This is a genomic window from Shewanella sp. T24-MNA-CIBAN-0130, assembly GCF_040310185.1.
GTDB classification, from domain to species: domain Bacteria; phylum Pseudomonadota; class Gammaproteobacteria; order Enterobacterales; family Shewanellaceae; genus Shewanella; species Shewanella psychromarinicola.
The window spans coordinates 1-267 of the sequence record NZ_JBEOPP010000337.1 but is presented as its reverse complement, the minus strand read 5'-3'; the positions used below and the strand labels follow the sequence as shown (position 1 = coordinate 267).

Sequence of the window (267 nt, the reverse complement as noted above, 5' to 3'; positions counted from 1 at the left end):
CTAATACCTTGCCCTTTGCCGAATTGCAGAGCGTGATTAGCCAATTACTTGCTCCGCAAGGTACGGCAAGTGTTATTTTGCCACTGCAAAGTTTAGCCAGTTTTACTCAACAACTTAACACTTATGGTCTATTCGTTGCTAAGCAGCTTGATATCATTAGCATTGAAGGAAAGGTAGCTAACCGATCAATATTGGCAATCCAGCACTACCCAACAACAACGGAGCCACAAACACTCACTCATCCTGCTGTTGAAACTCAGTATCATC

1 pseudogene is annotated in these 267 nt (G+C 43.1%); it reads left to right on the top strand.

Going from position 1 to position 267, the window contains the following annotated elements:
- Nucleotides 1-267, top strand: a pseudogene (locus AAEZ02_RS22630) (tRNA1(Val) (adenine(37)-N6)-methyltransferase); the annotation flags it as partial.